Annotated in this window: 19 protein-coding genes; 6 read left to right on the top strand and 13 right to left on the bottom strand. The window is 72.7% G+C overall.

Annotated features, from left to right (window positions below; genetic code table 11):
* Nucleotides 1–2 precede the first annotated feature (2 nt).
* The 4 genes from ACGFIG_RS06415 (at nt 3) to ACGFIG_RS06430 (ending at nt 2734) form a co-directional block, all read left to right on the top strand.
* Nucleotides 3–1154, top strand: coding sequence for an RDD family protein (locus tag ACGFIG_RS06415; RefSeq protein WP_392999852.1), 1152 nt, complete (start codon nt 3–5; stop codon nt 1152–1154).
* A gap of 115 nt (nt 1155–1269) precedes the next feature.
* Nucleotides 1270–1716, top strand: coding sequence for a hypothetical protein (locus ACGFIG_RS06420; RefSeq protein WP_392999853.1), 447 nt, complete (start codon nt 1270–1272; stop codon nt 1714–1716).
* Nucleotides 1713–2585: a tetratricopeptide repeat protein gene (locus ACGFIG_RS06425; protein WP_392999855.1), complete on the top strand. Its 873-nt coding sequence runs from the start codon at nt 1713–1715 to the stop codon at nt 2583–2585. Before ACGFIG_RS06420 ends, ACGFIG_RS06425 begins: the two co-directional genes overlap by 4 nt.
* A complete protein-coding gene (locus ACGFIG_RS06430) occupies nt 2573–2734 on the top strand; it encodes a hypothetical protein (RefSeq protein WP_392999857.1) in 162 nt (53 codons plus the stop codon). Before ACGFIG_RS06425 ends, ACGFIG_RS06430 begins: the two co-directional genes overlap by 13 nt.
* A gap of 177 nt (nt 2735–2911) precedes the next feature.
* Here ACGFIG_RS06430 and ahcY read toward each other — a convergent pair whose 3' ends face one another.
* From ahcY to ACGFIG_RS06490, 12 genes are all read right to left on the bottom strand, one after another.
* Nucleotides 2912–4411, bottom strand: a complete 1500-nt coding sequence (gene ahcY, locus ACGFIG_RS06435; protein ID WP_392999859.1) for an adenosylhomocysteinase — start codon at nt 4409–4411, stop codon at nt 2912–2914.
* Between the two features lie 353 nt (nt 4412–4764).
* Entirely contained in the window at nt 4765–5928 is a 1164-nt protein-coding gene (gene manA / locus ACGFIG_RS06440) for a mannose-6-phosphate isomerase, class I (RefSeq protein ID WP_392999861.1), read from the bottom strand.
* Nucleotides 5929–5931: 3 nt separating this feature from the next.
* Complete coding sequence (locus ACGFIG_RS06445; RefSeq protein ID WP_392999862.1) at nt 5932–6933, bottom strand: cation diffusion facilitator family transporter; 1002 nt, start codon at nt 6931–6933, stop codon at nt 5932–5934.
* 76 nt (nt 6934–7009) lie between these two features.
* Complete coding sequence (locus tag ACGFIG_RS06450; RefSeq protein WP_392999864.1) at nt 7010–8206, bottom strand: SIS domain-containing protein; 1197 nt, start codon at nt 8204–8206, stop codon at nt 7010–7012.
* Complete coding sequence (locus ACGFIG_RS06455) at nt 8203–8385, bottom strand: Trm112 family protein (RefSeq protein ID WP_089001904.1); 183 nt, start codon at nt 8383–8385, stop codon at nt 8203–8205. Before ACGFIG_RS06455 ends, ACGFIG_RS06450 begins: the two co-directional genes overlap by 4 nt.
* Before the next feature lie 62 nt (nt 8386–8447).
* A complete protein-coding gene (locus ACGFIG_RS06460; RefSeq protein ID WP_392999866.1) occupies nt 8448–9833 on the bottom strand; it encodes a phosphomannomutase/phosphoglucomutase in 1386 nt (461 codons plus the stop codon).
* A gap of 69 nt (nt 9834–9902) precedes the next feature.
* Entirely contained in the window at nt 9903–11042 is a 1140-nt protein-coding gene (locus tag ACGFIG_RS06465) for a hypothetical protein (protein ID WP_392999868.1), read from the bottom strand.
* Between the two features lie 225 nt (nt 11043–11267).
* Complete coding sequence (gene nfi, locus ACGFIG_RS06470; protein WP_393001337.1) at nt 11268–11978, bottom strand: deoxyribonuclease V; 711 nt, start codon at nt 11976–11978, stop codon at nt 11268–11270.
* Nucleotides 11979–12199: 221 nt separating this feature from the next.
* On the bottom strand, nt 12200–12655 hold the full coding sequence (locus tag ACGFIG_RS06475; RefSeq protein WP_392999870.1) for a hypothetical protein: 456 nt from the start codon (nt 12653–12655) through the stop codon (nt 12200–12202).
* Entirely contained in the window at nt 12652–17001 is a 4350-nt protein-coding gene (locus tag ACGFIG_RS06480; RefSeq protein WP_392999872.1) for a toxin glutamine deamidase domain-containing protein, read from the bottom strand. The genes ACGFIG_RS06475 and ACGFIG_RS06480 overlap by 4 nt, the downstream gene beginning before the upstream one ends.
* Before the next feature lie 18 nt (nt 17002–17019).
* Nucleotides 17020–17358, bottom strand: coding sequence for a hypothetical protein (locus ACGFIG_RS06485; protein WP_392999874.1), 339 nt, complete (start codon nt 17356–17358; stop codon nt 17020–17022).
* The gene (locus ACGFIG_RS06490) at nt 17358–17777 is read right to left on the bottom strand and encodes a YbaB/EbfC family nucleoid-associated protein (protein ID WP_392999876.1); all 420 of its coding nucleotides are present in this window, start codon (nt 17775–17777) and stop codon (nt 17358–17360) included. Before ACGFIG_RS06490 ends, ACGFIG_RS06485 begins: the two co-directional genes overlap by 1 nt.
* Nucleotides 17778–17851: 74 nt before the next feature.
* Between ACGFIG_RS06490 and ACGFIG_RS06495 the strand changes: the two genes are divergently transcribed.
* A complete protein-coding gene (locus tag ACGFIG_RS06495) occupies nt 17852–19084 on the top strand; it encodes an SUKH-3 domain-containing protein (RefSeq protein WP_392999878.1) in 1233 nt (410 codons plus the stop codon).
* Nucleotides 19085–19180: 96 nt separating this feature from the next.
* On the opposite strand, the gene ACGFIG_RS06500 is transcribed toward ACGFIG_RS06495, so the two are convergent.
* Nucleotides 19181–20620 carry an aldehyde dehydrogenase family protein gene (locus ACGFIG_RS06500; RefSeq protein ID WP_392999880.1) on the bottom strand — a complete coding sequence of 480 codons (1440 nt, stop codon included), beginning with the start codon at nt 20618–20620 and terminating at the stop codon, nt 19181–19183.
* 219 nt (nt 20621–20839) lie between these two features.
* Here ACGFIG_RS06500 and ACGFIG_RS06505 point away from each other — a divergent pair, with 219 nt between their 5' ends.
* Nucleotides 20840–22777 carry a proprotein convertase P-domain-containing protein gene (locus ACGFIG_RS06505; protein ID WP_392999882.1) on the top strand — a complete coding sequence of 646 codons (1938 nt, stop codon included), beginning with the start codon at nt 20840–20842 and terminating at the stop codon, nt 22775–22777.
* The last annotated feature ends 43 nt before the right edge of the window (nt 22778–22820 follow it).

The raw sequence follows: 22820 nt of genomic DNA on the forward strand, positions 1-22820 counted from the left end.
GGGTGAGAGCACAACCACGACCCGCCCCCTGGGGGGACGCCGGGCTGGTCAGCGGGGAGGCCGTGGAGCTGGACGTCCGGGCCGCCCGGATCGGTTCCCGGGTGCTCGCGTTGCTGCTCGACGTCCTGGCCCAGGCGGCCCTCATGCTGGCGCTGTCCCTGAGCGTCGGCGCCGCGCTCCTCGGCCTGCCGGACGGGCTGGTCGACGCGGCCCTGGCCGGCGGGCTCGCGACGGTGGGCCTGATCCTGGTGCTGGTCGGCTACCCGGTGCTGTGTGAACGCTTCAACCACGGCCGCACGCTGGGCAAGCTGGCCGTCGGCCTGCGCGTGGTCAGCGCCGACGGCGCTCCGGTCGGCGCACGGCAGTCACTGATCCGGGCGCTGGTCGGCGTGGCCGTGGAGTGGCCCGGCCTGGTGCTGCCGCTGGTGAGCTGGGTGGCCGGGGTGGCCGTGATGGTGACCGACCGGCGCGGGCGTCGGCTGGGCGACCTGGTGGCGGGCACGCTGGTCGTGCACACCCGGGCGGCGACCGTCTGGCGGCCCGTCCCCACGGCCGTGCCCGCGCTGGCCGGCTGGGCGTGCACCGTGGACCTGAGCCGGCTGGACGACGGCCTGGCACTGGCCGCCCGGCAGTACCTGGCGCGGGTGCACCAGCTCGCGGAGCCGGCGCGCGGACGGCTGGGGCGCGGGCTGTGGACCGAGGTCTCCGCGGTGATCGCTCCACTCCCGCCTGCGGGGATGCCCGAGTCGGTCTACCTGGCCGCGGTCCTCGGGGAGCGGCACCGGCGGGCGCGGTACCGGCTGGAACGCGACCGGACGGCCGCCGCGACGCTCTGGCCGGAGCTGACGCCCCATCCGCCCGCGCGATCCCACGCGCTCCCGGCCGCCGCCGAGCCAGCTCAGCCGCACGAGATTTCGGCCGCCGCCGGGCCAGCACAGCCCCACGCGGTCCCGGCCGCCGCCGGGCCAGCGCCGTCCCACCCGGTCCCGGCCGCCACCGGGTCCGAGGTCGCCGCGCCGCCCCGCGCGATCCGCCCGGCGGTGCCCACCGGGGCGCCGGCCGCCGTGCCGGCGCAGCCCGTTGCGGCGGTACGGCCGGCGGTCCCCCCGTCGGCACCGGCGGGCGGCGTGCCCATGCCCGACGCCGGCACCTGACCGAGGGGGACCGCGAACACGTCGCGGCCTGGTTGCCCGCTTCATCGAGGAGTGCCGTCGGTCATCCGGCTGTGGCAGGATCCGGCTCGCTCGCCCCTACCGAGACGGGAACATCGTGGCCGACGATCTGTTCACCCCCACCATCACGCCGGCGGCGTACGAGACGCGACGCCGGCCGTGGCGACCACAGTCGCTGATCTTCCCCGCCGTCTTCGCCGGCCCCCTGGCGGCCACCGTGCTGGCCCTGGTCAACGGGCACCGGTTGGGCCTGCCCCGCCGGACGAACCTGATGGTGCTCGGCGTCGGGCTGGCCGCGCTGGCGGCCCGGCTGGCGCTCACGCTCGCCGTCATCGACGACTGGGGCGACCGACCCGTCCGGCTGATCACGGCGCTGGCCGGCGCCGGAGTCTGGCTCGCCGCCTCCGTCACGCAGAAACGTCCGTTCCGGGCCTACGAGCTGCGCGGCGACGAGCCGGCGTCGCTGTGGCTGCCCGGCCTCGGGGCGGTGCTCCTGTTCGGCGTCGTCGAGGCCCTGCTGTTCCTGCTGCTGGCCGCCGCATGACCGCCCCGGAGCCCCAGCTCGCCCGGGTGGCGCACCTGCTCGAACTGAACCGCGCGGAGCAGGCCCTCGGCGAACTCGACCGGCTCCCGGCCGCGCTGGCCGTCAGCCCGGCGGCGTTCCGGCTGCGGGCGTACGCGCTGGCGTCGCTGGAGCGCTGGGACGACCTGGTCACCGTCGCCCGTCGGGGGCTCGCCGAGACCGGCCCGGATCCCGAACTGCTCGGCCGGCTCAGCATCGCGCTGCGCCACCGCCGCGAGTACCCCGCCGCCGAGCGGGCACTGCTCGACGCGCTCGCCATCGAGCCGGTGAACCCCTGGCTGCTCTGCCAGTACGCCCGCCTCTGCTCGGCCGTGGGTCAGCTCGACAAGGCGGAACGCCTGATCGCCCGGGCCGCCGCGATCAGCCCGGAGGAACCGGCCGTCTTCGCGGGCCGCATCCAGCTCGCCTACGCCCGGGGGGACGACCGGTCGGCCGACCGCATCGCCAAGGAGTTCCTCGGGGCGTGGCCGGACAACCCGGCGGCGCTCGCCCTGCACGGCGCCGCCGCGGCCCGGCGTGGACGGTTGGGCACCGCGCACCGCGCGTTCGGCCAGGCGGTGGCGCACGACCCGACCGACCCCGACTACGCCGAGGGGGCCTGGGAGACGCGGGTGTACGCACACCCGCTGCTGCTGCCGCTGCGCCCGCTCCACCGGCTGGGTACCTTCCGCACCTGGCTGCTCGCGGTCGGCGTGATCGTGCTGCTCGGCGTCGCCGGCCTGGACGTGCTCGCCGGCGTGTTCGCGCTGGCCTGGGTGCTCTTCTGCGTCTGGTCGTGGATCGCTCCGCCGCTGGTCCGCCGGATGGTGCTCGGCCGGTGGCGGTCGTGAGGGCGTTCGGGCCGTGGCTGGCCGTCCTCGCCCTGGTGCTGCTGCTCGACGCGCTGCGGCTGGGCGCGCTGGCCGCCGTGGTCTCGGTGGCGTGGCTCGTCTGGTGCGTGTGGAGCTGGATCCGGCCCGCGCGCAAACGCCGGGACTGACCGTGCCGAGCAGGGCCCGAGGCCCGAGCGGCGGTTGGTCGCCCGGTCCCCGTCACCGGCGCGGGACTGCCCGCGCGGGCACGCGGTCAGGTCGCCGGTCGTCGGCGAGCCCACATGAAACGCCGACCGGGCCGGCCGCTCAGGAGCGAGCGGTCGGCCCGGTCGGCGCGGCCGTCGTCAGTACCGGTAGTGCTCCGGCTTGAACGGGCCCTCCACGGAGATGCCGAGGTAGGCGGCCTGCTCCTTGGTGAGGGTGCTCAGCTTGGCGCCGAGCGCCTCCAGGTGCAGCCGGGCGACCTTCTCGTCGAGGTGCTTGGGCAGCACGTAGACGCCGATCGGGTATTCCTCGGTCTTGGTGAACAGCTCGATCTGGGCGATCGTCTGGTTGGCGAACGAGTTCGACATCACGAAGCTCGGGTGGCCGGTGGCGTTGCCCAGGTTCAGCAGGCGGCCCTCCGACAGCACGATGATGGCGTGGCCGTCGGCGAACTTCCAGAGGTCGACCTGCGGCTTGATGTTGACCCGCTCGACGTCGGAACGCTTCGCCAGGCCGGCCATGTCGATCTCGTTGTCGAAGTGGCCGATGTTGCCGACGATGGCCTGGTGCTTCATCCGGGCCATGTGCTCGTTGGTGATGACGTCGAAGCAGCCGGTGGCGGTGATGAAGATGTCGGCCTGCTCGACCACGTCGTCCAGGGTGGCGACCTGGTAGCCGTCCATGGCGGCCTGGAGCGCGCAGATCGGGTCGACCTCGGTCACCACGACGCGGGCGCCCTGGCCGCGCAGCGACTCGGCGCAGCCCTTGCCGACGTCGCCGTAGCCGAGGACCACCGCCATCTTGCCGCCGATCAGCACGTCGGTGGCGCGGTTGATGCCGTCGATCAGCGAGTGGCGGCAGCCGTACTTGTTGTCGAACTTGCTCTTCGTCACCGAGTCGTTGACGTTGATGGCGGGGAAGAGCAGGGTGCCGGCGCGGTGCATCTCGTAGAGCCGGTGCACGCCGGTGGTGGTCTCCTCGGTCACGCCCTTGATGCCGGCGGCGATCCGGGTCCACCGCTGGCCGTCGGCGGCGAGCGAGCGGTGCAGTACGCCGAGGATGACCGCGTACTCCTCCGAGTCGGCGGACTCGACCGGCGGGACGGTGCCGGTCTTCTCGAACTCGACGCCCTTGTGCACCAGCAGGGTGGCGTCGCCGCCGTCGTCGAGGATCATGTTCGGGCCCTGCCCGCCGGGCCAGTCGAGCACCTGCTCGGTGCACCACCAGTACTCTTCCAGGCTCTCGCCCTTCCAGGCGTAGACCGGGACGCCGGCCGGGGCCTCGGGGGTGCCGTTCGGGCCGACCACGATCGCGGCGGCGGCGTGGTCCTGGGTGGAGAAGATGTTGCAGGACGCCCAGCGGACCTGCGCGCCGAGCGCGACGAGGGTCTCGATCAGGACGGCGGTCTGGATGGTCATGTGCAGCGACCCGGTGATCCGGGCACCGGCGAGCGGCTGGGCGTCGGCGAACTCGCGACGGATCGCCATCAGGCCGGGCATCTCGTGCTCGGCGAGCTGGATCTCCTTGCGCCCGAACTCGGCGAGCGACAGATCCGCCACCTTGTAGTCGCCCTCGGCGAGAGTGCTCGGCCGGGCCTCGGACGGCGTGCCGCTGGCGGACGCCGGGAGGGTGCTGGTCATGAAATCTCCTGTCGGACGATGTGCTGCGCGACCATTCACCTTACGCGCGCGAGCCGCCGCCGGGAGGACCGGCCGGGTGAAGAGAGCACGAAGACATCGGCGGACAGCGCACGGGGCGGTCGGTCGTGGACGGAGTCCGTCCACCAGCCGTCCGCCCCGTGCATCCCCCCGGTTTGGTTTCCCCCGCGCGTTCCGGACCATCGTCGCGATAACGCTGCGTACCCATAGAGTCACACTCGGCTAGAGCAACGTCAAGCTATTCCGGAAAAGTCGGACTCGTGGCGTGGTGCTACCGCCCTCCGCGCACGCGGTGCTCCGGGTGCCCCCGCACGCACGCCGCAGGTCTGGCGTCCTCAGCGCGCGCCGCAGCTCGCGACGTACGCCTCGCCCGCGCCGGCTAGGCGCAGCGGCCCGGCGGCGGCGCTGCCGATCGCGGCCCGCCCGGGCCCCAACGTCACCACGCCGGCCCCGTCGTCGGCCGAGACCTCGCCGGAGCAGCAGAGCACCACCCGGGGGCCCGGCACCTCGACCGTCACCTCCGGCAGCCCCACCCGCACCGTCACCCGGTGCAGCGCGAAGTCCTCCACCGGCACCGGCCAGGTGACCACGCCCGGTGCCACCTCCATCGGCCGCACCACCGGGTCGCGGAGCACCTCGAAGCGCAGCACACGCAGCAGTTCCTCGACGTCCACCCGCTTCGGCGTCAGCCCGCCGCGCAGCACGTTGTCGCTGGCCGCCATGATCTCCACGCCGGTGCCGCGCAAATAGGCGTGCAGGTTGCCGGCCGGCATCCAGATCGCCTCGCCGGGCGCCAGCCGCACCCGGTTGAGCAGCATCGCCACCAGCACCCCGGGGTCGCCCGGATAGGCGGCGGCCAGGTCCCGGGCCAGCTCCGCGTCCGGCCCCGCGACCGGCGCCGACGCCACGGCCGTCACCAGCGCGTCGCGCCGGTCGGCGGGCCAGGTCAGCAGCAGCCGTACGGCGTCACGCAGTCCCGCCGGCCCGGTACGCAACGCCGCCAGCACCGGCTCCAGCGCGGGTACGCCGAAGTCGGCCAGCGCCGCCGCCGAGGTGCCCGGGTCCCGGAAACCACAGAGCGCCTCCATGGGCGACAGCGCGACCAGCAGCTCCGGCTTGTGGTACGGGTCGACGTAGTTGCGCTGCCCGTCGGGGCGGTCGGCGTCGGCGGCGTGCCCGGCGCGGGCCTGCTCGGCGTCCGGGTGCGCCTGGAGGCTCAGCGGGGCGTCCGCCGCGAGCACCTTGAGCAGGAACGGCAGCCGGGTGCCGAACCGGCCGACCAGCCGCTCGCCGAGCCAGTGGTCAGGCTCGGCGAGCAGCAGGTCGGTCAGGCTCACCCGGTTGCCGTCGCGGTCGACCGCGGCCGGGCCGCCCGGGTGGGCGCCCAGCCACAGCTCGGCCTCCGGTCCGTCGCTCGGCACCGGCCGCCCCTGCAACTCGGCGATCGCCGAGCGGGAACCCCAGGCGTAGTCGCGGATCGGTCCGTGCAGCAGTTCCACCGGTCAGCTCCCGGGCCGCCCGGTGGTCTCGCCCGGCTCGGACGCCGGCACGGCGGCGGGCGCCGCGCTCCCGGTACCCGCCCGCTCGGCGGTGACGCTGTAGATGTCCGGCTCCAGGTAGATCACCCGCGCGGTCGGCACGGCGGCGCGGATCCGGGCCTCGACGGCGTTGATGCCCCGGGCCAGGTCCTCGGCGCTCTCGCAGGCCGGCACGCCGACCTTGGCGGCCACCAGCAGTTCCTCGGGGCCGAGGTAGAGCGTCTTCATGTGGATGATCCGCTCGAACTCGGGGCCGTCGGCGACCGCCTTCTCGATCGCGGCGACCTCGTGCGCCTCGGCGCCCTCGCCCAGCAGCAGGCTCTTGGTCTCGATGGCGAGGATGATCGCGATGGTCACCAGCAGCACACCGATCATCGCGGTGCCGATCGCGTCCCAGCGGCCGTCGCCGGTGATCAGCGTCATACCGACGCCGAAGAGCGCGAACACCAGACCGACCAGCGCGCCCAGGTCCTCCAGCAGCACCACCGGCAGCTCGGGCGCCTTGGCCCGCCGCACGAACCTCACCCAGGACTGGTTGCCCCGGATCAGGTTGGACTCCACGATGGCGGTACGGAAGGAGAACGACTCCATGACGATCGCGACCACCAGCACGGTGACCGGCACCCACTGCCAGCTCGTGATCGGCTCCGGGTGCGAGAACTTGTGGTACGCCTCGTAGAGGGCGAACAGGCCACCGACGCTGAACAGCACGATGGACACGATGAACGCGTAGATGTAGCGCTCGCGGCCGTAGCCGAAGGGGTGCTGCGGGGTGGCCGCGCGCTTGGCCCGCCGCCCACCGAGCAGCAGCAGCCCCTGGTTGCCGGAGTCGGCGACCGAGTGGATCGACTCCGCCAGCATCGACGACGATCCGGTCAGCAGGAACGCGACGAACTTGGTGACGGCGATGCCGGCGTTGGCCAGCAGGGCGGCGACGATCGCCTTCGTACCACCGTTGGCGCTCACGCCGTCGCCCCGCAGGGTCGCGCGGCACCACCGGGCGTCGGCGCGACGCGCGGCCCGACCCGTTCCCAGCTATCGCTCACTGGTTTGCCAGCTCCTTCATCTCGGTGATGGCCGGCACGGCCATCGGGTCCAGTCCGTGTGCCAGGGACAGGTAGATCGACGCGAAGTCCGGCACGGCGACCAGCGAGGCGAGCCGCTCCAGCGCGGAGCCGCCCTCGGCCGTCACCACGTCGCAGCGCACGCCCCGCCGCTCGGCGAGGGTCTGCACGGCGTCCGCGCGGCGCTCCTCGACGTCGAGCGGCTCGTCGGCGTCGTCCTCCGGATTCAGCCCGCCGTCGCGCAGCAGCACCAGCCGCAGCCGGGTGCCCGACGGCGCCTCGTCGTCGGGGTCGGCGAAGATGTCCCGCTCCCCCTCGGCCAGGCCGCCGAACACACCGTCGAGCAGGCCGACCCGACCACGGCCCGCCTCGCCGAGCGCACCGCTGACCACGGGGTAGCGGGCGTTGGCGGACAGGGTGTCGCCGAAGCGGCGGGCCGCGACGGTGGCCAGCGGTGACGAGCCCCAGACGATCGGCACCGAGCCGGCGAGGCCCAGGGCCAGCGACTTCGCCGGGTTGACGAAGGACTCGGCCGTCGGGCGGCAGCGGTCGGCGTCCGCGTCCAGACGGGCCGCGGTCTCCGCCAGGTCCGCCTCGTTGACCTTCACGAGCCCGAGCGTACGGGCGGCGAGCAGGACCGGCACGGTGAGCGCCCAGAGGCTGGCGCGGGCCGGGGCGCGCCGGGGCACCGGGATGAACGGCGCCCGGGCCCGCTCGGCCACGGACTGCAACTGCGAGTCGGGCGCGCCGACGGCGACCAGCCGGGCGCCCCGCCGGTGCGCGGCCTCGGCGGCGCCCAGCGCCTCGGGGCTGCGACCGGAGGCGCTGACGGCGATGACCACGTCGGCGGCGCCCACCCAGCCGGGCACGCCGGCGCTGCGGTGCGGGATGACCGGCACCGGGCAGCGCGGCCCGGCGACGGTGGCCAGCACGTCACCTGTACGCCCGGCGGTGCCGATGCCGGCGATGACGACGGCCCGGGGGCGCCCCTCGTCGGCGAGCAGCTGGAGGTTGGCCTCGGCGGCCAGGGCGGCCGACTCGCGGACCTGCGCCCCGGCGGAGGCGGTGTGCCGCAGCATGCCGCCCGGGTCGTGCTCGGCCAGCGCGGCCGGGTCGTCGAGGAGTGCCTCGTCGGGCTCGCGCCGGCCACTCACTCCCGCCGTACCGTCGATCACGACTGCTCCGCGGGGCCGCGCGCCTCGTCGAGCAGCAGCACCGGCACGTCGTCGCGGACCTCGAAGATCCGGCCGCACTCGGTGCAGGTCAGCGTCTGCGCCTGCGCGTCGTAGTCGAGCGGGGCGTGATGCGTGTCCGGACAGGCGAGGATTTCCAGCAACTGCGGGTCCAGGGCCACGGCGCGGCTCCTTCCACGTATGCGGTTTCACCGATCGACGGTGCCGACCGGCGCGAGCGATCCTATCGGCGAACCCGGTCGAGCACCTCGTCGCGGAGGGCGGCCATCCGCTCCCGCGTCGGGGCCTCGACGTTGAGCCGCAGCAGCGGCTCGGTGTTGGAGGCGCGCAGATTGAACCACGCGCCGTCCGGGAAGCGCAGGGTGAGCCCGTCCATCTCGTCGGCGTCGGCCTGCGGGTACGCGGCCCGCACCTCGGCCACCTTGGCGGCCTGGTCGGTCACCGTCGAGTTGATCTCGCCCGAGGCGACGTACCGCTCGTACTCGCCGGCCAGCACGGACAGCGGCAGCGACTGCTCACCCAGTGCGGCCAGGGTGTGCAGCGCGGCGAGCATCCCGGTGTCGGCGAACCAGAAGTCGCGGAAGTAGTAGTGGGCCGAGTGCTCGCCGCCGAAGATCGCGTTCGTCCGGGCCATCTCCGCCTTGATGAAGGAGTGCCCGACCCGCGCGACGACCGGCTCGCCGCCGTGCTCGCGGATGATCTCCGGTACGGCGCTGGAGGTGATCAGGTTGTGGATCACCGTCGAGCCGGGGTGCTTGGCCAGCTCACGGGCCGCCACCAGGGCGGTGATCGCCGACGGCGAGACGGGCTCGCCCCGCTCGTCGACCACGAAGCAGCGGTCGGCGTCCCCGTCGAACGCCAGGCCGACGTCGGCGCCGTGCTCACGCACCGCGCGCTGGAGGTCGACCAGGTTGGCCGGGTCCAGCGGGTTGGCCTCGTGGTTGGGGAAGGTGCCGTCCAGCTCGAAGTAGAGCGGCACGATCTCCAGCGGCAGCGCCGGCAGGACGGTGTCGCCGAGCACGGCCGGGACGGTGTAGCCGCCCATTCCGTTGCCGGCGTCGACGACCACCTTCAGCGGGCGGATGGTGGAGAGGTCGACCAGTTGCCGCAGGTACGCCGCGTAGTCGGCCAGCAGGTCGCGGCGCTCGGCCGGCGCGTCCGACGGGTCGGCCGCGCGGGTCTCGCCCTTGTCCAGCAGGGCCTGCGCCCGCTCGCGGATCTCGGCCAGCCCGCTGTCCTGCCCGATCGGGCGGGCCCCGGAGCGGCACATCTTGATGCCGTTGTACTGCGCCGGGTTGTGGCTGGCGGTGAACATCGCGCCGGGCGCCCCCAGCGCGCCGGAGGCGTAGTAGAGCATGTCGGTCGAGGCGAGGCCCAGCTCGACGACCGCGCGCCCCTCGGCCCGTACGCCGGCGGCGAAGGCGGCGGCCAGGCCCGGACCGGTGGCCCGCATGTCGTGCGCGACGAGCACCGCCTCGCCCTGCTCGCCGAAGCCGTCCAGCACCTGCGCGAAGGCCGCGCCGAGGGCCTCGGCGGTGCGCTCGTCCCACTGGTCCGGCACCGTCCCACGGACGTCGTAGGCCTTCACGATCTGGGACAGATCAGACACCGGTCTCGCTCCTTGCGCCGCAGGTCCTCAACGGCCTGAGCGTATCGGAGGGGCGGCGCGTGGCCCGGCTCAGCCGGGGAGCCGGGGCATGAACGCAGTGTGGTCGCCACCGTCGGCCTCCGGCGGCGGGTCACCGGGCTTGCCCCCGGCGGGCGGCGCGGCCGGCGATCCGTACTGCCCGGGAGCGGGCGGCACGGCCGGCGGACCGTACTGCCCGGGAGCGGGCGGCACGGCCGGTGCGCCGGGCACCACCTGGGTGGCCTCCGGGGTGGGGCGGCTGCCGTACACCCCACCGGCCGGGCGCGGCGCGGGCGTGCCGCCGTACAGGCCGGGGGTGGCGGGCTGCTGGCCGTACATCTGGCCGGGTGGGCCGGGCGCGGCGGCCGGGCCCTGCCCGGAGCGGTAGGTGGTGCCGCCGGGGCTGCGGGGCAGCGGGACGTGGCCGGGGCCGCCGGTGGGTTCCTTGTCCGTCCGCGACCGGCGGAACAGCAGGACGATGAGCAGGATTCCGACGGCGACCATGGCGATGCCGAAGAACATGATCATCGAGCCACCGGAGGACTTCTCCTCGGCGGCGTTGCTGACCGCGCCCGCGCCCTGGCCGGGCGCTGCGGTGAGGCTCGGGCCCTCCACACCCGTCACCTCGGCCGCGACCGCGCTGGGCGTGGGCGAGGGCTTCTTCGAGGGCTTCGGCGTCGGCGAGGCCGTGACCCGGCCGCCGACCACCCGGGACGCATCCGCACCCCGGCCCAGGACCCGCCCACGTGCGTCGCTGCCCACGCCGCTCACGGTCAGCCGGCCGCCCGGGGCCTCCGCCGCGAACGCCACCCGGTAGCGCACCGTGATGCTCTTGCCCTTGCAGAGCCTCGGATTCAGCGGCGAGGTGGCCGACGTGGCCGCACTGCCGCCGCCGCCCGAGAGCGGCACCGGGAACCAGCTGCCGCCCACGTTGACCTGTGCGCTGGCCTGGTCGGCGCGCAGGCCGGTGAGGCGCAGCCCCACGGCGGTACGCAGCAGCACGCAGCCGTCACTGCGCTTGCGCACCTCGACCGAGACGCTGCCGGCGGAACCGCCGGCGGTGAAACTGCCCGCCGACCGGACCCGGACCGAGTCGTTGGCGGCGAGCGCTGGCGTCGCGCCGAGCGCCACCAGGCCGCCCAGCAACGCGCAGACCGTCGCAAGCCGCGCCGCGTGCCGACGTACCGCCATGATCACCTCGCCGTTCCTCCCCCGCGACGGGGGGTCCGCCGGTCAGGCTACTACCGGGTCCTGTCAGAGCCGGGTCATCGAGCGCTCCGGATGTGTTCCGCATTACCCGGTCGCCCGGGCGGCAACGGCGGGTCCGGGCGGCCGGTCACACGCCCGCTGGTCCCGGTCGCCGGCAGCTGGCGGCCGAGGTCCCGCTCGATGATGTGCAGCCGCACGGGCGCGGTCTCAGGTGGCGGGGTCCCGGTCGGCCGGGCGGGTTGGCGGCGACGGGGCCGCTCCGGCGGCGGTCAGGGCGTCGCGGCAGAGCCGGTCGGCGGTACGGGTGGTCTCCGGCAGCCGGTAGCGCGGCGTCAACGCCAGCACGTGTGCGGTCGCCTCGTCGAGGCTGAGCCGGTGGCCGACGCTGACGAAGACCGGCTTCACGCCGTCGCGGGTACGCAGCACCCGACCCACGACCTCGTCGCCGTCGCGCAGCGGCGCCCACGCGCCCCGGCGGTCGGCCGGCGGCGTCCACGTGCCCAGCAACGGCGTCTTGCCCACGCCGATCGCCGGCAGGCCGGTCACCACGCCCAGATGGCAGGCGAGCCCGAACCGGCGCGGATGGGCCAGCCCGTGCCCGTCGCAGACCAGCAACTCGGGCCGCACGGTCAGCCGGTCGAGCGCGTCGAGCAGTGCGGGCAGCTCGCGGAAGGCGAAGAGCCCCGGCACGTACCCGAACGCGGGCCGGCCCACGCTCACCGCCGAGTCGACCACCGCGAGGGTCCGGGCGTCGAGCACGGTCACGGCCGCCGCCAGCCGGTCACCGCTCTCGGCGTACGCCACGTCGAGGCCGGCCACCGTCGCGGGATCGGCCGGGCCGGGCCCGGTCAGGTCCACCAGCGCCCGCAACCGCTCCTGTACGGCGAGCGCCTCCGCCACGCTGCCCGGCCTGTCCATCCGGGGGTCCGACTTCTCCACCTGGCGGCTCCCGCTCTGTCCGACGTCACGACAACCTATCGGTACGCCGCCCGCCACGACGCTGCCCGCCAGCGCCCTGCCCCTGCGCGTTTCGGCTCACGGCGTGCTGACTCCCGGAATACTGGTTGGCGGCGGTTAGGACGCCGCCTCCCAGAGCCCAGGACCTGCGGATTACACTGTCCGCGTTCGTGCAGTAGGAACTAGGCCTGCTCTTGCGAGCCCAAGCTAGGGTCCGCCGCCGGATCTCCCAATTGTTGAAGTTGCTCCTCGAACATGACGAACGTCCTGCGTTGAATTCCGGCGATCAGGGCGAGTTCGGTGGCGTTCGGATATCGCCTCTCGCGCGCCACTTCGTCGTGAATCGCCCGGACTGTTTCGTACAGGGCGAAGACAGGACCGTCGCCGCGAAGGTAGTACCCACGGTCATGCTCAGTACGTTGGATGAACTCTTCAGGGGTCAGTTCCTCAACTTCATCACTTTCGGCAGAGAGCAGCTTACCCACGAGGTGATCCACTGGATTCCAACCTCCCGTGTCCTTCGACAATCGCCAGGCAGCGACTCCGCCGTCGCCCGTTACGACGATTTTGACAGGGGATTCGTAATAGCTGTAAAAGGCCGGCACAACGAGGCCCGGGGGGAGCTTCACGACCGTCATTTCTCCCTCCGGTTATCGTCCATCGCCTGCCAATAGGCTGCCTGCCCTTCACGGCTCAGCCCGTACCGCACGGCTTGCTCAGTTGAGGTCAGTGGCCGATCCTGCGCTTCGGCGAGCGCCTCGATATCTCGTCGGACCTCGTACAGAGGATGTTCCCACTTGGCAACCTCGTCTATGGCGGCGAGGTGCAGACGGAGTTCAGCAACGTGCCCGTTTGACATCCGGAGGTTTACAAGGATGTCCCGGTACCCGCTCCGCATTGGCCTCAGGAAACGATCCTTGATCCCGACGATCACTACGCGGGGATCTCGATTCAGCTCATCCAGCGCGTCGTAGAGATCGTCCAGCCGCTGAAACTCCACCTTTGCCGCTGCCAGGTCTTTGAGTCGGGACGCGTCGTTCTCGTACTCGACAAGCTTGTCCTTCACCCGATCTACACCCTTCGGCTTGGCACGCCAGCCTGGCCTGCCGACGTCACGGGACAGACTACTCGCCATCCGGTTCAGCTCTTGCTGAGCATCCTTCGAATCAGCAAATAGACGTTGCACGAAAGCCCACCGATAGGCGTCGTCGTGACGCCTTGTCGTGTCGAAGCCCGACTGGACCGGTGATTGCCCTCGGGCTGCCACACGTTCGCTCAGCAGACGCTGTTCGTTGGTGAGTTCCGCAGGTCGCGGAGAGGCAACGCCCTCTCCGATGACAGCCGAGGCGCCTCGCCGCCCAATGTCTTCGAGGACAGCTCCGAGGACGTCGATTGCCTGTTGCTGGTCAGCTAGATGGAGCATCGTCAACGGCCTAGCTGTCATTGAATTCAACAGGTCGGGTGTAGCGAGGACCATCCGTGCCAGGTCAGGTCGCTGCGCCAACTGTCGGACGAGGCTCTCGGCGAGCATCGGCTCATCCTTGGGCGGCTGTCGCCACGCCTCGTCCAGCATGCGCTGGACGCGCGGATCCGCAAACAGCCTCGCCACGTCTCCGGCGGCCGCCTCTTCGAGCTGTGGTACGAGTCGCCGGAGGGCCGGTGGGTCGGCCTCCGCCGCGACCTCGGCTGGCGTCACGCCGGCAGCGAACACCCGTTCCAGGTCCGTTTCCGCAGCAAGGATCGCGCTGACCGGAATGGGCCTCTCCACCCGCTCCGCCTGCGCCCGTTGCCGCGCCGCTCGCAGATCCTCGGGGGCACCACTCGGTTCGAGGGCTGGGCCCGACTGGTCGGGCTGTCGGGGAAGCCCTGGTGGCTTGGACCCGTCCGAGAGGCCCGAACCCGGCCCGTCGAGCAGGTGGGTGCGGTTGAGGTGCAGTTCGCCGTGCCCCTGGTCGGTTTCGACGGGTGGGTAATCCGGCAGGTCCGGTCGCTGGCTGAACTGTCCCCGCCTGAGCCCTCCCAGGGGCATGGGTCTGCCGTCCGAGCCGAGCGCCAGGACCTCGGTGTCGACCGCGTTGTGCGGATCTGGAACGCCCTGGTGCCGGTACAGGGGCGTGGTCGACACCGCCCCGGTCTGCGGGTCGAGGTAGAGGATGGTGCCGTTCTGGTTGAGGGCGACCCAGATGTGGGCACCGCCCTGCTCCCAGTTGTTGACGACGAAGGCGAAGCTGCCGTGCCCACCCATGCGGAGTTGGGCGTGGAGGTTGCGGTATCCGGTGTCGACGGCCCACTGTCGCTCGACCCCCTGGATGTCCTCCGTCGGCTGGCAGAGGCGTTGGAAGCGTCCTCCGGTGATGTCCTCCACCCGCCCGATGCCGTCCCGTTCGCCGTTGATGGGGCGCGTGACGTCGCCCGCCACGTACGCGTCGAAGGTGCGGGGAGCGGCCACCCGGGGGCGGCCGTGCATCCAGGTGTCGAACAGCGACAGAGTGCAGTCGATGCAGTTGATGCCACGGGTGGGATCGGCCTGCGGTCCGCCGTCGTTGACCAGGCCGAACCAGCCACCCGTGCGTGGGTCGGCGTTCCGCCGGACGCTGCCGTCAGGTTCCCGGGGCACCTGCCGTTCGATGTCGGTCTGGTGCAGGGCGAGCGGCGGGCGTAGACCCCCTGGCTGGCCGTAGTTGCGGGACAGGTCGATCGGCGGCGGGTAGTCGTCGCCCGTCAGCGCCGAACGGTTGCCGGTCTCCACCGCGCCGTGCGCCAGGTCGCCGACATCGTCGTTGATCCGGCGGAAGTCAGCGGGATCGACGACACCTACGACTGACGGCACGACACCGCCGGCCAGGACGGCTTCCGCGTAGTCCAGGTAGTGCCCGTACGCCCGCATCTCGTCGTTAGCTGCCCACTGCCACCCGTCAGCCTGGCGCCCCTGGCCCGTCTGGTGCAGATGAAAGGCGTGGGCGGCGAAGTCCCGTGCCCTCTGGTGGTGCTCGTCCGCGCGCGCCCTGAGGCGCACGGCTTCGTCAAAGCGGCGCTTGTCCTCGAACCAGGCTCGCTGTGACTCGTAGTAGCCACGGTAGCGACGTCTCTCGAACGCCTCCCGGTCGAGGGCCCACTTTGCCGCGTACCACTCGGGGGTGCGGGCCCGGGGGCCGGCCGGGTCACCCCGGTCGGCCGCCGTCGGCATGTTGTGATCGCGTTGTTTCTGCCCGGGTGCCGACACACCGCGCGAGGGCAGGGGCGTCAGCGGTGCTGGCTGCGCCGGTACCGCCGCGGTCGCTCCCCGCGCCATGGCGGACTCAGGGACGACGGCCGGCGGAACATGACCCGTACCTGGGACGGACGTTCTCGGCTCGGGAAACGGGGCCGGGGCCGGGCCGACGGTCATGGTGCCCGCGCCCGCGCTGGGCGCGGCTGTGCCTGGTCCGCTTGCCGGCACCGCCGCAGCCTGCGTGGTGGACAGTCCGGAAGAGGTCGCGACATTGACGGAACCGGCGCCACTCGCAGCACTTCCGGAAATGGGCGACTGACCGTCCACACCGGCCGAAATGCCTCCGGTGCCGACGAGGGGTGCTGCCGTCGTGACCGAGGAGAGAGTCGGGCTGGGCGTGGACTCCGGCGGCGCGGACGACGGGGTCACGGCGTCCGTGCCGGTACGTTCGATTCCAGCAGCAGTCGCCGGCGCGGTCGCGTCGTCGACCCGGGCGGCGACCGTCGTCGCAGGACCGGTCTGCTCTGTACGGGCCTCCGGAGCTTGCTGGGCCGACGGTGCCGCCTCAGCAAGGTGCGCCCCTCGTTGGCCCTCGCCTGGCGCACTTGAGCCGAGTTCCGCTCCCGCACTCTGCACGGTGACGGTTGGCGCGGCTGGCACGTTGGGCTCGGCGACGGATGGCCCGTCCGTTGCCGGCACTGCGGCCGGCGGAGGAGGCACACCGGCTTCCGACAGCGTCAGTGGCATTCCGGCCAGTGCGCTCATCTGGCCGCTGAGCCGCGCCTGCAACGCCGCGTCGGCCTGGGCGGTGGCCGAACCCCGGACGCCGGACACAGCCGCGCGGGCCGCGTCCTCGACGGAGGTCAGTCCCTGGCCGGTGGCGAGGCTGGCGGCCTGGTCGGCCATGACCTCGCCGGCCATCTCGCGGCCGAAGTGCTCCCCGATCCGGGCGCCCCGGCCGGTGGCGTGCCGCCCGAGACCGGCCAGCGGTGCCACCGCCCCGCCGGCCATGCCGCCGAGCGCCGTGGTCCCCAACTCCGTCACGTCCAGCCCGTGCCGGCGGCCGGTCGAGTTCTGGTAGGCCTGGGTGGCGAGGTTGATGCCGCTCTCCTCGGCCGCCTCGGACACCCCGCTCAGCGCCGCCCGCCGGCTGAACCCCCGCACGCCGCCCTTGGTGACCTCCTTCGCCGCCCGCTCGCCGGCCTCCTTGAGCCCCTGCTTGATCGACTTGCGGGCGAGCTGCGCCATCAGCCGTTTGAAGATCTGCTGCACGATAAGCCTGGTGGCGGTGATCGCCGCCCCGGCGGCGGGCGAGGCGGCACCTGCGGTGAGCACGGCCGCTACGGCCAGCGCCAGCAGCTCGACCACCAGGATGCCCAGCTCGATCCAGACCTCGAGCTTGGCGCCCTCGATGTCGCAGCCGCACTCCTCCACGAGCCGCCCCAGCTCGGTGCTGACGGCGAGCAGCACGGGCAACGGCGCCTCGTCGCCCTCCGCCACCCGGCGCCAGGCGGTGTCGAAGGCGGCGGCGACGGCCCCGACGCCGCCGTAGCCGTCGCGCACCTCCCGGGCGGCGGTAACAGCGTCGGCCCGCGGCCCGGACAGCGCTGCCGCCACCGCGTACCACTGGTCGGCGAGGTCCCAGACCGCGCGTTCGTTCCCCTCCGGCCACTCGACACCGATGACCCAGTCGAGTGCCTCGTAGACCCAGCCGGGCAGTTGCCAGGGCGAGTAGTCGAGCGGGTGCGGGATGGGGCTCGGCAACAGACTCATCCGGGTCTCCTCGGCGGATCAGCGCTGCTGGTGCCGGTCGCCGACGCGGCCGAGCCGGCCCGCACTCGCCGCGTCCGTTCGCAGGTTGGCGTCCACCGACCGGACAACGTCGGTGCCGAGGCCCTCCAGGTGCCGGCCGACGCCCTCCCACACGCGCAGGACCAGCTCCTCGAAGCCGCGGTACTTCTGCTCGAACGCGGCCCCGATGTCGTCCTTGCCCCACGGCGACCGGGCGCTCGTTGCCGCGATCGCGCCGCCCACCTGGCGACGACGCGCCACGATCGCCTCGCCGGACGAGGAGAGGTCGACGCCTCCGCGTCGAGCGCGCTGCGGGTCGAGCCAGAGCTGGCTGTCCATCACTCGCTCCGGCGAAGCACGGCGTCGGCCCGGCCCAGCAATGACCCGAAGTCACCCGTACGCAGGAAATCCGTGGCCCCGGAGCCGGCGGGCAGGTAGCCGGCCACGAGTTGCTGGCTGGCCGCGACCGCCGCCTCGCCGGCCCGGCGGACGGTAGCGGTGATCTTCCGGCTCAACGCCTTCGCGTCCCGGTCGTGGAAGGCGGAGGGGTGCAGCTCAACCGAGATCACCTCGCCACGGGCGCCTGCCGTGGCGGTCACCTGGCCGTCCTCGGAGCGCTCGGTCACCCGAAGCTCGGCGAGCCGGCCCTGCAACTCGTCCAAACCGGATCTCAGTCGCTGGTAGTCGCCGTACACCTCGTCGAAGCGCGCCCGTAGCGCGCGATTGGCGTCGCGGTCCACACTTTCGGCCAACGCCACCCTCCCCCGGTTACCGTCGGTAGGGCGAACCATACCGGGCGCCACGAATCCGTGGGGTCCGGTACTTTCAAGCCGTGATCGATCGCCAGCAGGCCGAACAGCTCGCCGCCGTGTGGGCCCGCCGCGAGTCACAGCGCCTCGGACACGAGTGCCGCGCGAGCGTCGACGAGTTCGAACTCGGCTACATCATCACGTCCACCGTGCCCGTCGAGGTCAGGACGGTGCCGGGCGACCTGCCGACCACGGTGGTGGACAGGGCCACCGGCGAGGTGACCACCTGGCCACGCGTGCCGGTCGACGTGGTCGCGCAGATGTACCGCCGGAGTCGGCCGGAGGGCCAGGCTGCGCCCCGCACGGTCGATCCGGCGAGTCAACTGCTCCGCGAGATCCGCCGTCTGCCGACTCCCACCACGGCGGCGCACCTGACGGTCGAAGGGCGACTGTTCCGTGCGCAGGGCGCCAAGGGCGACGTCGCGTTGAACCACCATCCGCTGGTGCGGTCCTACCTGGACGGACTACCTGCCGGCCACCTGGTTCGCGGCGCCGACCGGCACGCCGAGCTGATCGTCGTCTCCGACGTCCTGCACGACTACGACCACCGCCGCGCCGCCGAGGGCATCGCCCCACTCGGCGTGGCCGACGCGAAGGAGATCCTGCAAACCGCCCGGTTCGAGGTCTACCGGGTACGCGAGCCCGGCGATCCGAACGGCGGTCTCGCCGACCGCCCATGCGACTCGTGCGTCGACATCCTCGTGGAGTTCAACGTCCTGCCCTGGTCCGACCGGGCCTTCACAATGCCCTGGCAGCCGGACCCACAGCCGGACCCTGTCCCAGGTCGCTTCCACCCCGACGTCGCGCAGGCACTCGTCGCCGCTGGTTGGCGACCACACTTCGGCGACGAGATCGTCGCCCTGTCCGCCATCAGGGATGTCAGCGCCGTCAGGGGCGAGACGTCCGAGCACGCCGACTTCCCCGCGGTCCTGTCGACACTCACCGCCTTCCCGAGCCTGGTTGGCGCGCGACGCGGCCCCGGCGAACAGGTGTGGATCTCCCGCTTCGACATCCGTCCGCGACAGGTCGCGCACACCGCCGACACGCTGGCCGACTTCGCGGCGGTGCTCGGCGTACGGCTCTTTCCCATCGGCACCGAGCGGCAGGACAGCGTCTTCGCCGTCGACGAGCGGGGTCGGGTCTTCGCGTTGGACCAGGCCGGCGAGTGGTTCCTCGGCGAGGACATCGACGCCGCGCTGACCACCCTGCTGCTCGGCCGGGCACCCGCCCGCGTCCGCGACGACGGCACCTGGTGAGCGGACGACAACCGGTGGCCGCCGGTGAGCGGACGACAACCGGTGGTCGCTGATGAGCAGGGCGGAAACCGGTGAGCGGGCGGCAGCCGGCGAGCGCTAAAGCGACAGGCCGGTCAGCACCATGACCCGGGGTTCGGTGTAGTCGTCCATGGCGCTGCGTACGCCCTCCCGGCCGACGCCGCTGCCCTTCACCCCGCCGTACGGCATCTGGTCGGCCCGGTACGACGGCACGTCGCCGACGATCACCCCGCCCACCTCCAAGGCGCGGTGTGCCGCGAAGGCCGTGTCGAGGCGGTGGGTGAAGACGCCCGCCTGCAGCCCGTACGCCGAATCGTTGACGGCGGCGAACGCGGCCTGGTCGTGCGCGACGCGGGCGACCACCAGCACCGGTCCGAAGACCTCCTCGGCGTGGACCCTGGCGTCCGCCGGTACGCCGGAGAGCACGGTCGGCGGGTAGGTGGCGCCCTCGCGCCGCCCGCCCACCTCGATCGTGGCGCCGGCGGTGACGGCCTCGTCCACCCACGCCTCGACCCGCTCTGCGGCGTCGGCGGAGATCAGCGGCCCGACGTCGGTACGCGGGTCGGACGGGTCGCCGACGCGCAGTTCCTGCACCGCCGCGACGAGCCGGGGCAGGAACGCGTCGTAGAGCCATTCGTGCACGTAGACCCGCTGCACGGCGATGCACGACTGCCCGGCCTGGTAGTTGGAGAACGTCGCGATGCGGTGCGCGGCGAAGGTCAGGTCCTCGTCGGTGTTCCAGTCCTCGCAGATCACGGCGGCGGCGTTGCCGCCCAGCTCCAGGGTGACGTGTTTCTCGGGCACGGAGCGGCGGATCGCCGCGCCGACCGGCCCGGATCCGGTGAACGAGACCACCGGCAGCCGGGGGTCGGTGACCAGTTCGGCGGCGCGCTCGTTGGGCAGCGGCAGGACCGAGAACATCCCCTCGGGCAGGTCGGTCCCGGCGAGCAGCTCGCCCAGCAGCAGTGCCGACAGCGGGGTGGCGGGGGCGGGCTTGACGATGATCGGCGCGCCGACGGCGATGGCCGGGGCGACCTTGTGCGCGACGAGGTTCAGCGGGAAGTTGAACGGCGCGATGCCGAGCACCGGCCCCTTCGGCACCCGTCGGACCAGGGCGATCCGCCCGGTGGCGGTCGGGTCGGTGTCGAGGCGTTGCAGCTCGCCGGAGAAGCGCCGGGCCTCCTCGGCGGCCCAGCGGAAGGTGGAGACCGCCCGCCCGACCTCGGCGCGGGCCCACCTCACCGGCTTGCCGTTCTCGGCGGTGATCAGCCAAGCGAACTCCTCGGCCCGCTCCGCGAGCTGCCGGGACACGTGGTCCAGGGCCGCCGCGCGGGCGTGTGCGGGCAGGGCCGCGGCCTGCGCGGCCACTCCGGCGGCTGCCGCGACGGCCGCTTCGACCTGCGCGGCGGTGGCGAGGGTGGTACGCCCCACGGCCCGCCCGTCGTACGGGTGGTGGACGGTCAGCTCACCCTCGCCGTGGGCGGGGCGGGAGGCGACATGGAAGGCGACGGAGTCCACACGCAGCAGCGTAGACCCTCCGCAGGGAGCTGATCCGCACGCGCGGGCGACAGCCGGGGCCACGGCGATCCATCGATGCTTACCGCAGTTCACCCCCCAAACACAAGGGGCTCTCACGTCTCCACTTTTTGCCGTGGAGGCCCTACGCTCGTGCTCACTTTGATCAATTGCGATCGATGGTGGGACCCGCCGTCGTGTAGCGAGAGGAACACCCGAGGTATGACACTCCCCTATCCAGCCGTGCGTCGCTGGCGCGCCGGTGTGTTGACCGCCGCCGTCGCCACCGCCGTGGCGTTCGGTGCCCCGGCGACGGCCGCCCCCGCCGAGGGACAGATTCTCATGGCCGGCGGCGCCACCGCCGTCGATGAGTCGTACATCGTGGTGTTCAAGGACGCCTCGGTGGGCCGGACCGACGTCACGAAGAAGGCGCGTGACCTCGCCGGCCGCCACCGCGGCGCGGTCAACCGGACGTACCAGAACGCGCTGCGCGGGTTCGAGGCGCGGATGTCCGAGGCGGAGGCCAAGCGGCTCGCCGCCGACCCCTCGGTGCGCTACGTGCAGCAGAATCACACCGTCCGGATCACCGGTACGCAGAGCCCGACCCCGTCCTGGGGTCTGGACCGGCTCGACCAGCGCGCGCTGCCGCTGAACAGCTCCTACACCTACCCGAACACCGGCTCGGGCGTGAAGGCGTACATCATCGACACCGGCGTCCGGGTCAGCCACAGCGACTTCGGTGGTCGTGCCATCTCCGGCTTCGACGCCATCGACGGCGGCACCGCCGACGACTGCAACGGGCACGGTACGCACGTCGCCGGCACGGTCGGCGGCAACGCCTACGGTGTGGCCAAGGGCGTCACGCTGGTCGGCGTCCGGGTGCTCGACTGCGCGGGCAGCGGCACCGACGCCGGCGTCATCCAGGGCGTCGACTGGGTGACCGGTGACCACGCCGCCGGTCAGCCCGCCGTGGCCAACATGAGCCTCGGCGGCGGCTTCAGCCAGGCCCTCAACGACGCGGTGGACCGTTCCATCGCCGACGGCGTCAGCTACGGCCTGGCGGCCGGCAACGACTACGGCGCGAACGCCTGCAACAGCTCGCCGGCCAGCACCGCGGCCGGCATCACCGTCGGCTCGACCACCAACACCGACGCCCGCTCGTCGTTCTCCAACATCGGCACCTGCCTGGACATCTTCGCCCCCGGCAGCTCGATCACCTCGGCCTGGCACACCAGCGACACGGCCACGAACACCATCAGCGGCACCTCGATGGCCACCCCGCACGTGGTCGGCGCCGCCGCGCTCGTGGTCGCCGCCAACCCGACGTTCACCCCGCAGCAGGTACGCGACAAGCTCGTCGCCGACGCCACCAGCAACGCGGTGACCAGCCCCGGCACCGGCTCGCCCAACAAGCTGCTGTACGTCGGCGACGGCGGCACCACGCCCCCGCCGCCCCCGCCGCCCGGCTGCACCCAGACCAACGGCACGGACGTGACCGTCAGCGACAACGCCACGGTGGAGAGCACGATCACCATCGCGGGCTGCACGGGCAACGCCGGTGCCGCCAGCACGGTCGCGGTGGACCTGGTGCACACCTACATCGGTGACCTCGTCGTCAGCCTCGTCGCCCCGGACGGCAGCGCCTACACGCTGCACAACCGCACCGGCGGCTCCGCCGACAACATCAACCAGACCTACACCGTCAACCTCTCCTCGGAGGTCGCCAACGGCACCTGGAAGCTGCGCGTCCAGGACGCCGCCTCCGGTGACACCGGCTACCTGAACAGCTGGACGCTGAACCTCGGCGCCGGCTCGGCGGTCTGCACGGGCACCAATGCCAACAACGTGACCATCGCTGACAACGCCACGGTCACCAGCACCGTCGCGATCGCCGGCTGCACCGGCACCGCCTCGTCGTCCAGCACGGTCGCGGTGCAGGTCGTGCACACCTACATCGGCGACCTCGTCGTCAGCCTGGTCGCCCCGGACGGCAGCGTCTACACCCTGCACAACCGCAGCGGCGGGTCCACGGACAACATCAACCAGACCTACACCGTCAACCTCTCCTCGGAGACCCGTAACGGCACCTGGAACCTGCGCGTCCAGGACGCCGCCTCCGGCGACACCGGCTACATCGACGCCTGGACCCTGACCCTCTAGGGTTCGTCCGCTTCAGGCACGGCCCACAGCACGGCCGCGCCGA

The sequence above is a fragment of the Micromonospora sp. NPDC049048 genome (assembly GCF_043197615.1).
GTDB lineage: Bacteria > Actinomycetota > Actinomycetes > Mycobacteriales > Micromonosporaceae > Micromonospora.